Source organism: Nonomuraea purpurea, assembly GCF_042650645.1.
Taxonomy (GTDB): domain Bacteria; phylum Actinomycetota; class Actinomycetes; order Streptosporangiales; family Streptosporangiaceae; genus Nonomuraea; species Nonomuraea purpurea.
Map to the genome: position 1 here is coordinate 45,716 of NZ_JBHSBI010000052.1, position 10,078 is coordinate 55,793.

The window sequence follows — 10,078 nt, forward strand, 5'->3', positions numbered from 1 at the left end:
CTAGTATCTTGTTTCTCATATTCCGAATACAAGGATATGGGGTTCGTATGAGTCGTCGGCTGGTGATCGCTGTCGACGGGGTAGGGGGCGATGCCGGGCCCGAGCCCGTGCTGGAAGCCGTGCGGACGGGACCGCCGGACGTCGATCTGCTGCTGGTCGGCCCTGAGGCGGAACTGCGCGAACGGCTCGGGGCGGTGCCTGAGCATGTGCGGCTGGTGGACGCGCGGGACGCGGTGGGCATGGGGGACGATCCGGTCAGCGCGACCTGGGGAAAGCGGCGTTCTTCGCTGCTCGTGGCGGCCGAGGCGGTCAGGAACGGCCAGGCCGACGCGATGGTCACACCCGGGAACTCCGGCGCCGCCGTACTCGCCGCCGCCGTGCGGCTCAGACGGGTGCCGGGCGTGCGGAACCTGGCGCTCGCCACCACGCTGCGCGGACCGGGGCTCGGGCCGACTGTGCTGCTGGACATCGGCGCGACCGTGGTCGCGCAGCCGGAGTGGCTGGTGGAGTTCGCGGTCATGGGTGCGGAGTTCGCCAAGGCACGGCTCGGGGTGCCACGCCCGCGCATCGGATTGGTCTCCAACGGCACCGAGGCCCTGAAAGGCGGACCGGCGCAGCGTGACGCGCACCTGCTGCTGGCGACGCTGCCAGGATATGCAGGTCAGATTGAGGCGTACGACGTGTTCGGCGACCGGGTGGACGTCGCGGTGACCGATGGTTTCACCGGCGATGTGATGCTCAAGATGTACGAGCGGACGCTGGACCTGACGGCGCAGGTCGCCGTCGACGCCGTGGCCGGCGCGGCCGGGAAACGCGCGGTGTCGGCGGCGGTGCGCGCCGCCCTGGCCGCGGATCGCGGCGGCGTGCTGCTGGGGGTCGGCGGCGTGTGCGTCGTGTGCCACGGCGCGGCGCCTGCGCGTGATCTGGCCGAGGCGATCGCGCTGGCCGCCGACTGCGTACGCGCCGACGTCACGGGCCGCATCGCCGCCGCGTTCGGTGGCGCCCGGCGTGCCGCGAGAGAGGAAGCTTTGCTCTAGACCCTACTCGTATCATCTATCTGGCATTAGTCTTGCGAATAACCATCGAGACAAGATACCAGGGAGGCGTAGTGTCCGAGGCGGTTATGGACAGGGACGCCGGGACGCTCCTCATGGAACTCATGATGAAGACTCCCGAGACCATCGAGGACCCGTATCCGCACTACCATGCGCTGCGCGCGGCGGATCCGCACCACCGGATGAGCGTTCCCGGCCACGGTGACGGGTGGGTGCTCACCACGTACGACGACTGCAGGTTCGCCATGAAGAGCCCCGCACTCGACAAGTCGGGCGTGCGGCCCCAACTCGGCAAGGAACGCGGCGACGAGCGGATCAGGACCCTGCTGTTCATGGACGGCCCCGAACACACCAGGCTGCGCGGCCTCATCAGCAGCGCCTTCACCCCGCGCCGGGTGCAGAAGCTGCGCCCCAAGCTGGAACGGCAGGTCGCCAAGCTGATCGATCCGATGCTCGCCGGGTTGCCGCCCGGCGGCGGCGTCGTCGACCTGGTGGCCGACTTCGCCCGCCCTCTGCCGATCGCGGTCATCGGCGAGCTGGTCGGGGTGCCCGAGGCGGACTGGGCGATGCTGCGCGAGCTGACCAAGAAGGCCAGCGCCGCGGTGGACACGATCGACATCCACAACCCGGAGATGCTGCGCGACGCCGACAAGGCGATGTACGACATGGAGGAGTATTTCGCCGAGCTTCTCGAAGAACGCCGGCGCAACCCGAAGGACGACCTCATCTCGGGATTGTCCGCCGTGGAGATCGACGGCGACCGGCTGTCGGTTCGCGAGCTGGTCTCGGTCGTCGTGCTGCTGTTCAGCGCGGGCTTCCACACGATGACCGACCTGATCAGCCTGGGCACCCGGGCGCTGTGCGAGAACCCGGCCGAACTCGCGCGGCTGCGCGCCGACAGGTCGCTGCTCGGCTCGGCCGTGGAGGAGTTCCTGCGCTACGACTCGCCGATCCAGATCACCGGCAGGACCTTCATCGCCGACACCCATCTCACGGACGGCACCCCCGTGCCCGCAGGCGACCAGGTGGTCGTGGTGATCGGCGCGGCCAACAGGGACCCCGCCCGTTTTCCCGACCCCGACCGGCTCGACGTGGGCCGCTACGCCGACGGCTCGGTCGAGCCGCCGCTCTCCTTCGCCTGGGGCGCGCATCACTGCCTGGGCGTGCAACTCGCCAGGCTCGAGGGCGTGCTGGCGTTCGGCGCGCTCCTGGACAACTTCGCCGACTTCCAGCTCGCCGACGACAAGCGGGCATTCAAGACCAGCGGCATGTTCCGCGGTTTCGACACCCTTGCCCTGAACGTCGTCCCCTCGCGGTGAGCCGCTGCGTCGAGGTGGGGATCCTGCCCACCCGCTCGCGCGGCGGCACGCGCGAATGGCTGGGCAGGGTCGCCGACGCCGGGATCGACCACGTCGTCGTCGGCGACCACGTGAGCTTCATGAACGGTTCGGGCACGGACGGCCTGATCCAGGCGGCGCTGTACTGCGGCCTCCACCCCCGCCTGCCCGTGCACGTGGGCGTCTACCAGCTCCCGCTGCGCCACCCCGTGCTCGTCGCCCGCCAGGTGGCGTCGCTGTCGGCGCTGGCGCCGGGCCGGCTGGTGCTCGGCGTGGGCGTCGGCGGCGAGGACCGCCACGAGGCGACGGTCTGCGGTGTCGGTCCGGCCACCAGGGGCCGCCGCATGGACGAGAGCCTGGAGCTGCTGCACCGCCTGCTGGCCGGCGAGACGGTCACCGCGCACGGCGCGTTCTTCTCCCTAGACCGGGCGGTGATCAGGCCCGCGCGTGAGTGCCCTCTTGGGCGCGAACGTGCAGTGACCGGAACTGCTTGCGACGTCTCAATCACGTACGGTAAGGTTTCCGTGATCGAACTGGCAAGCGACAACCAAGCCGGCCGTGAGATCACTTCCTGGATTCATCGGTACAACGAGGCCGCCGGACGGGCGGTGACAGGACGTGGAGACTTGCCGGTGGGCGGGTCGGTGAAGCGTCAAGCATCCTGTTCCACAGTTCGTGCTGCTTCGCGGCATGAACTGCTGCGTAAGCAGCACGGGAGTCCTTGCCTCTTCAGGGGCGAGGAGCACGTCAAGGGCTGCCCTTCGCCAAGTTCGCCCGCTACTCGCCGTGTGGCACCCCGGAGGACGTCGCGGACTTTCTGCGGCCCTACATCGAAGCGGGGTGCGGCACGTCAACCTCGCCGCCGTGGGCGGCGACCCGGAGTCGGAGATCTCGGGGGTCGCCCGGATACGGTCTCTCCTCGCGGGAGGAAACCGGCACCAGGAGGAGAGCCGCCCGTGCGAGGCCCACTTGACTCATCCGTGAATGTCGGTTCATGTCTTGATCGAAACGATGCGTGAAAGGGGAACGAAGGTGGTCGACCTTGAAGTGGACTCCGCGATTACTGACGCCGGCGAGGGGCGCTACACCGCCACGCTCTCGCCGGACTGGAATGTCTGGGGTCCGGTCGGCGGCTACGTGGCCTCGGTGGCGCTACGGGCCGCGGGCGCGGCCACCACGCTGCGCCGGCCGGCCAGCCTGAGCTGCCAGTTCCTGCGCGCCGCTCAGTTCGACCAGGTCGAGCTCGTGGTGGAGCCGCTGCGGGCGAGCAGGCGGGCCGAGGCTCTGCGGGTCACGATGACCCAGGCGGGCAAGACCGTTCTGCACGCGACGGTGTGGGCCGCGGCGGAGTCGCTGGACGGGCCGAGCCTGCCGCTGGCGGCCGCGCCGCAGGCGCCGCCGCCGCAGGAGCTGCCGACGATGGAGGAGCGGATGGCCGAGTGGGGGCAGACGTCGTTCCCGCACCTTTTCCACTCCGACACGCGTCCGGTCTCCTGGCTGGAGCGGGTGAGCGACCAGTTCGGCGAGCCGAACCAGCGAGGCTGGATGCGGCTGCGCAAGGGCAGGGTGTTCGACGACGATCCCTGGCTCGACGCGGCCAGATCCGTGCTCTACAGCGACATCGTGGCCTTCCCCAGCGTGATGCTGGCCTCCCCGGACGGCCTGCCGCCGTTCGTGGCGCCGACCATGGAGCTGCAGGTGATCTTCCATGACACGGCGCCCGAATCGGAGTGGCTGCTGGTCGACGGGCACGCCAGCGCGCTGAAGCACGGGCTGGCCTCGGGCCGGGCGGCCATCTGGACGCAGGACGGCCGCCTGCTGGCCACGGGCGCCCAGCAGATGCTCTGCCGCATGTTCGGCTGAACGACCGGGCCCGAGACCGACGGGAGACTCAGCCCGAGGTGGCGATCAGGGTGCTCGCGTGCTCGCCCAGCATCATGCATGACAGCGCGTTGGGCGCGCGCAACGGGACCGGCACGATGGAGGCGTCGACCACGCGCAACCCCTCGACCCCGCGCACCCGGCACTGCTCGTCGACCACCGCCATGGGGTCGGACCCCGGCCCCATGGCGCAGCCGCCGAGCACCGACCAGCGGCTGGTGGTGGTCATCCGCAGCACGCCGTCGAGCTTGTCGTCGTCGGAGACGGTGTCGTCGTCGAGCAACGCGAAACGCTCGACGGTCGCGGGGAACCTCCCCTGGTGGGCCAGCTCCCACGCCAGCCGCAGCGCGCCGCGCATCCGTGCCAGGTCGCCGTCGGCCGAGTAGAAGTTCAGGTCCACGGCGGGCGGCTCTTTCGGGTCGGCGGAGCGGAGCGTGACGCTTCCCCGCGAGGCCGGCGCGAGGTCGCCGATGCTCACCATCGTGAGCAGGTCGCTGCCGACCATCTTGGCCAGCGGTGGGATGTTGATGCCGGAGAACAGCACCAGATAGAGACTGTCGTCGGCGGAGAAGCCGGGCGGCCCGGTCAGGCGGCCGGCGACCTGGTTCGTCGGCCACAGATCCGCTCCCGCGGCCGGGGTGGGCACGACAGGCACCGCCGCCCCCGGCTGGTCCAGGACGCGCTGCCCGACACCCGGGGCGTCGAGCACCACGTCGATGCCCAGCCGCCGCAGGTCGCCGGCCGGCCCGATGCCCGAGCGCAGCAGCAGGGCCGGGCTGAACGGCGCGCCGGCGCAGAGGATGACCTCGCGTGCCTCGATCACCTCGCCGTCGACCTCGACGCCCACCGCCCGGCCCCCGCGCATCACTACTCTGGAGACCTCGGCGCCGGACCGCAGCTCGAAGTTGGGCCTGGATCGGGCCTGGGCGAGGAAGGCGTGGTTGGTCGAGACGCGGTCCTTGCCGCGGCGGTTCTGCGGGTAGCTGCCGACGCCGTCGGCGTCGGGCGCGTTGAGGTCCTCGCAGGTCGGCAGGCCCGCGGCCGCGACCGCGTCGAGGAAGGCCGCGGCGCCGGGAACGAGCTCCTCCTGCCGCCACCTGACGATCGGGAGCGGCCCGCTGTCCCCGTGGTAGGGCCTGTCGCCGTGGTCGAGGTCGTTCTCGATGCGCATGAACGACGGCAGCACCCGCTCCCAGCTCCAGCTCGGCAGCCCGAGCCCGGCCCAGGCGGCGAAGTCGCTCGCGGGGGGACGCATCGCGCCCCTGGCGTTGGTCTGCGTCGAGCCGCCGACCACACGCCCGCGGGCCAGGAAGGAGTCGTTGCCCGCGCAGATCCGCGCCCCCAGGGCCCAGTCGTAGGCGGGGTCGGTGACCTGGAACTCCTCGCGCAGGCTGACCGGCATGCTCGCCGCGTCGGGGAAGTCGGGGCCGGCCTCGAGCAGCAGGACCCGCTTGGCGGTGTCCTCGCTCAGCCTGGCGGCCAGCACGGCGCCCGCCGCCCCTGCCCCGACGATCAGATAGTCGACCGCGCTCACGGCATCTCGGGGTGGTAGGTGCCGAAGCTCCACACATTGCCCTCGAAGTCGTAGACGGCGTATCCCTTTCCTCCGTAGCCCTCCTCCTGCAGCTGCCTGATCAGCTCGGCGCCCGCGGCCTTGGCCTGCTCGTAGTGCGCCTCGATGTCGTCGACGATGACGTAGATCCAGGCGGGGCCGTGCGCGGCGGCGAGCCTGTCGTCGGACCCGTCGCTGACCGGGCCCAGCATCACCATGCCGGTGCCGTGGACGAGCTGGGCGTGTCCGACGGACCCGTCGTCGCCTTTGGCGACGAACGCCTCGGTGAAGCCGAAAGCGTCGACGAGCCAGGCGACGGCCTTGGCCGGGTCGCGGTAGCGCAGGGTCGGAATGATCGTGGGCGACGGTCCGCTCATGAGCCTTCTCCTTCGCTGACGTAGAGGAACCAGTGTCGCATGGAATACCAGATACGAGTAGTTCAAACACCCAGGTGAGCCAGCGGCACCGCGGAGGAGCCGGCCACCGCGGCCGCCGCGGAGAGGTATCCCTCGAGCATGTCGGCCGCCGTGTCCGCGGGCAGCCGCGCGGTGTGGAACAGCACCACCCGCATGTCCCGCTCCCGCGCCGCCACGGCCAGCTCCACCTCGAACCTGCTGCCGATGCCCTCGGGCACGAGCAGCTCGAAGTCCACCCCCTCCGCGCTGCCGACGTGGTCGATGTCGGTCATCATCTGGAACACGACGTCGTCGGCCCGCCCCTCGCCCAGCCGTACGCCGTCGAGCGGCAGCGTCTGGTACGGCTGCTCCTGGTAGGCCAGCGCGCCCGCGACCGTGTCGTGCGTCGCCCGTATCAGGGTGGTGAACGTGTCGCGCCCGCTGGTCCTGGTTCGCAGCACGACCATGTTGGCCAGGAACCCCACGGTCTTCCTGGACTCCGGCTGCGACCGGTTGGCGAACAGCGAGGCCACGGCCAGGTCGTCCTGCCCGCAGGTCTGCCGCAGCACGGCGTAGAACAGCGCGAGCATCACGGTGAACAGCGTGGTCCGTTCCCGCCGCGCGATCTGCCGCAGCCCCGCGACCACGTCCGGCGACAGGTCGGCCCCGATGGCCGCGGCCTTGCCCGCCCCCTTCCTGTACGGCAGGCGCGGCAGCTCGAGCCCGGCCAGCCGGCGCGACCAGTAGTCCCGGTGCCGGTCCAGGCCGCCCTCGATGAGGCGGGTCTGCCACTCGACGAAGTGGCGGTACTGCCAGCAGGGCGGCTTGTCGGGGGAGCGCGAGCCGAGCGCCTGGGCGTATCCGGCCCGCAGGTTCTCGAACAGCAGACCGGCGGACCACGCGTCGGTCACCAGGTGGTGGGCGTTGAGGCACAGGACGTGGTGTTGCGTGCCGAGCCGCCACAGCGTCGCCCGTGTCGGCCAGAGGCCGACGTCGATGGGGGTGCTCAGTTCCTGGTCGACGGCGGCGGCCAGCTCATCCTCCCCGGTGAGCGCCACCTCGGCGAGCGGCTGCGGCGACGGGGGGTGGACGACCTGGGTGAGCCTGCGGCCCCGCCCCGTGAAGGAGGTGCGCAGCGCCTCGTGCGTGGCGGTCAGGCCGTCGAGCGCGGCGCGCAGCGCGCCGGTGTCGAGCGGGCCGCGCAGCGCGCACAGGACGGGGCAGTTGAGCGCGCCGTGGTCCGGGCGGTAGTGGCCGATCATCGCCAGGAGCCGTTGACCTATCGATGCGGGGACCTGGAGGGTAGTCACACCCACAACATACAAGACAGGCAAATACTAGATAGAGGGCTAGTGTCTTCTTGGTTCTGTCGTTAACCTGAGTCGTATGTCGGGTCTCAGTGTCAACGTGCCGGTGGACGCGAGACTTACGTGGAAATACGAGTCCGAGTCCCCGGCGATACACGCTCTCTACGAGCGGGCGAAGCAGGCGCAGTGGAACGCGAGCACGGATGTCGACTGGTCGATTGACGTGCCGTTCGGGGCGCCGCTGCCGGACGACTCGACCTTCGCCATGACCTCGTTCGCCGCCTCCCCGATGGCGCGCTTCGGCCGGCCGATGTGGGACGCGTTCCGCTGGGAGCTGCAGTCGTGGATGGTGAGCCAGTTCCTGCACGGCGAGCAGGGAGCGATGGTCGTCGCGGCGCGGCTGGTCGAGGTCGTGCCCGATCTGGACAGCAAGTACTACGCCGCCAGCCAGGCCGCCGACGAGGCCAGACACGTCGAGGTCTTCTCCCGGTATCTGGGCGAGAAGCTGCCGCACTCCTACCCGATCACCGCGCCGCTGCGCGAGCTGCTGACCGACCTGCTGGCCGACACCCGCTGGGACATCACCGCGCTCGGCATGCAGATCGTGGTCGAGGCGCTGGCCATGGCCGCCTTCCGGCTGGCCAACAGCACCTTCCACGACGACCTCATCTGCGACATCACCCGGCTGGTCGCGCGTGACGAGGCCAGGCACGTCACGTTCGGCGTGATGTCGCTGCAGGGCGTGTACGGCGAGATGACCTCGGCCGAGCTGGCCGACCGCGAGGACATGGTGCTCACCTCCGCGTCGCTGATGCGGCGCCGCTTCCTGCTCGAGGACGTCTGGGAGCGCATCGAGGTCGATCCGCAGGAAGGCATGGACTTCGCCGCGCACGACGCCCTGATGATCAAATACCGGCAGGCCATCTTCTCCAAGGTCGTCTCGTCCCTGGGGAACATCGGACTGCTCACCCCCAAGGTCAGGGACGGGCTGGACAAGCTCGACCTGCTGGGGTTCGCCGACCGCTCGATCCGTCCCGGCTACCGCCGCCGCGACGTACAGACCAGGGGATGACGATGACCGATCTCACGCTGGACGGCATGCGCGGCGACGTGGCGGACGCCCTCGACCTGGCGGCCGATGCCGTAGGCGACGACGACGACCTGCTCAGGCTCGGGCTCGACTCCATCAGCCTGATGAGGCTGGCCGCGTCGTGGCGCAAGGCGGGTTCCGGGGTGACGTTCGCCGAGCTGATGGAGCGGCGCACGCTCGGGGAGTGGTGGCAGCTCGTGCGCGCGCCGGGCGGCGCCGCCGAACAGGCGACGATCGTGACCGCCGCGCAGGGTGAGCCGTTCCCCCTGGCCACGATGCAGCACGCGTACTGGGTCGGCAGAACGGACGGTCAGGTGCTCGGCGGCGTCGGCGCGCACTTCTACAACGAGTTCGACGGCCGTGACGTGGATCCCGCGCGCCTGGGCGAGGCGGTCGCCGCGCTGGTCGCCCGGCACCCGATGCTGCGCTGCCGCTTCCTGGACGACGGCACCCAGCAGATCATGGCCGAGCCGGCCTGGCGCGGCCTGACCACGCGTGACCTCCGCGGGCTGCCGGCCGACCAGGTGGACAGCGTGCTGGCGCAGATCCGGGACGAGCTGTCGCACACCCGCCTCGACGTGGGCAGGGGCGAGGTGTTCGACGTCTCGCTGTCACTGCTGCCCGGCGAGACCTGTCGCGTGCACGTCAAGATCGAGATGCTGGTGGCCGACGCGCACAGCTTCCGCGTCCTGCTCGCCGACCTGGCCGCCGCCTACCGGGGCGAGTCGCTGCCGCCCGTCTCCATCGACTACCCCAGCTACCTGGCCACGATCGCCGCCAACCCGCCGGCCGGCCGCGACAGCGCCATGGCCTACTGGCGCGAACGCCTGCCCGGGCTTCCGTCCGGCCCCGAGCTGCCCCTGGACAAGACGCCCGCGCAGATCACCCGCCCGGCCGTCGGCAGGCGCTTCCACTGGCTGTCGGCGCAGCAGTGGGAGGAGTTGTCCGCCCGCGCCCGTGAGCACGGCGTCACGCTGTCCATGGTGTTCCTGACCGCGTTCGCCGAGGTCCTGGCCGCCTGGAGCACCAACCACCGCTTCGTGCTCAACCTGCCGCTCTACGACCGCAGGCCCATCCACCCGGAGGCGGCCGATCTGGTCGGCGACTTCACGAACCTGCTCCTGCTCGAGGTGAACGCGGAGGGCGAGCTGGGCTTCGCCGAGCGGGCCAGGCTGCTGCAGGAGCGCTTCACCAGCGACATGCGGCACAGCGCGTACTCGGGCGTCGAGGTCCTGCGCGACCTGGCCAGGAGCGGAGCCGGCCGCGGCGTCACCGCGCCCGTCGTCTTCACCAGCGCGCTGAGCCTGGGCGAGCTGTTCGGCGCCGACGTACGCGGCTGCTTCGGCGAACCCGGCTGGACCATGTCCCAGACTCCGCAGGTGTGGCTGGACTGTCAGGTGACTGAGCGTGAGGGGGGTTTGTTTGTTAATTGGGATGCGGTGGAGGAGTTGTTCCCGGCGG

General features: G+C 70.5%; 9 protein-coding genes. 6 read left to right on the forward strand and 3 right to left on the reverse strand.

The window, feature by feature from the left end; translation table 11 throughout:
- The first annotated feature begins 47 nt into the window (after positions 1–47).
- The 4 genes from ACFOY2_RS52625 (at position 48) to ACFOY2_RS52640 (ending at position 4,255) form a co-directional block, all read left to right on the forward strand.
- Positions 48–1,037 carry a hypothetical protein gene (locus tag ACFOY2_RS52625; protein WP_379535736.1) on the forward strand — a complete coding sequence of 330 codons (990 nt, stop codon included), beginning with the start codon at positions 48–50 and terminating at the stop codon, positions 1,035–1,037.
- Between the two features lie 71 nt (positions 1,038–1,108).
- Positions 1,109–2,374, forward strand: coding sequence for a cytochrome P450 (locus tag ACFOY2_RS52630; RefSeq protein WP_379535737.1), 1,266 nt, complete (start codon positions 1,109–1,111; stop codon positions 2,372–2,374).
- A 110-nt stretch (positions 2,375–2,484) separates the two neighbouring features.
- Positions 2,485–3,411: an LLM class flavin-dependent oxidoreductase gene (locus tag ACFOY2_RS52635; protein ID WP_379535744.1), complete on the forward strand. Its 927-nt coding sequence runs from the start codon at positions 2,485–2,487 to the stop codon at positions 3,409–3,411.
- A gap of 13 nt (positions 3,412–3,424) precedes the next feature.
- Positions 3,425–4,255 (forward strand): thioesterase family protein, encoded by an 831-nt coding sequence (locus ACFOY2_RS52640; RefSeq protein WP_379535738.1) that lies wholly within the window; start codon positions 3,425–3,427, stop codon positions 4,253–4,255.
- A 28-nt stretch (positions 4,256–4,283) separates the two neighbouring features.
- Here the strand turns inward: ACFOY2_RS52640 and ACFOY2_RS52645 are convergent, their stop codons facing one another.
- The 3 genes from ACFOY2_RS52645 to ACFOY2_RS52655 form a co-directional block, all read right to left on the reverse strand.
- The gene (locus tag ACFOY2_RS52645; protein WP_379535739.1) at positions 4,284–5,807 is read right to left on the reverse strand and encodes a GMC family oxidoreductase; all 1,524 of its coding nucleotides are present in this window, start codon (positions 5,805–5,807) and stop codon (positions 4,284–4,286) included.
- Positions 5,804–6,202 carry a VOC family protein gene (locus tag ACFOY2_RS52650; protein ID WP_357818909.1) on the reverse strand — a complete coding sequence of 133 codons (399 nt, stop codon included), beginning with the start codon at positions 6,200–6,202 and terminating at the stop codon, positions 5,804–5,806. Before ACFOY2_RS52650 ends, ACFOY2_RS52645 begins: the two co-directional genes overlap by 4 nt.
- A 62-nt stretch (positions 6,203–6,264) precedes the next feature.
- On the reverse strand, positions 6,265–7,530 hold the full coding sequence (locus ACFOY2_RS52655; RefSeq protein ID WP_379535740.1) for a condensation domain-containing protein: 1,266 nt from the start codon (positions 7,528–7,530) through the stop codon (positions 6,265–6,267).
- 76 nt (positions 7,531–7,606) lie between these two features.
- On the opposite strand from ACFOY2_RS52655, the gene ACFOY2_RS52660 reads away from it, so the two are divergent.
- Positions 7,607–8,599, forward strand: a complete 993-nt coding sequence (locus ACFOY2_RS52660) for a ferritin-like domain-containing protein (RefSeq protein ID WP_379535741.1) — start codon at positions 7,607–7,609, stop codon at positions 8,597–8,599.
- Between the two features lie 2 nt (positions 8,600–8,601).
- Positions 8,602–10,078, forward strand: a 1,477-nt coding sequence (locus ACFOY2_RS52665; protein WP_379535742.1) for a condensation domain-containing protein, incomplete at its 3' end; no start/stop codon positions are given.

Excerpts from the sequence above, each read along its gene's own strand:
- ACFOY2_RS52625 (WP_379535736.1), top strand. The coding sequence starts at position 48 with ATGAGTCGTCGGCTGGTGATCGCTGTCGACGGGGTAGGGGGCGATGCC.
- ACFOY2_RS52650 (WP_357818909.1), bottom strand. The coding sequence starts at position 6,202 with ATGAGCGGACCGTCGCCCACGATCATTCCGACCCTGCGCTACCGCGAC.
- ACFOY2_RS52660 (WP_379535741.1), top strand. The coding sequence starts at position 7,607 with ATGTCGGGTCTCAGTGTCAACGTGCCGGTGGACGCGAGACTTACGTGG.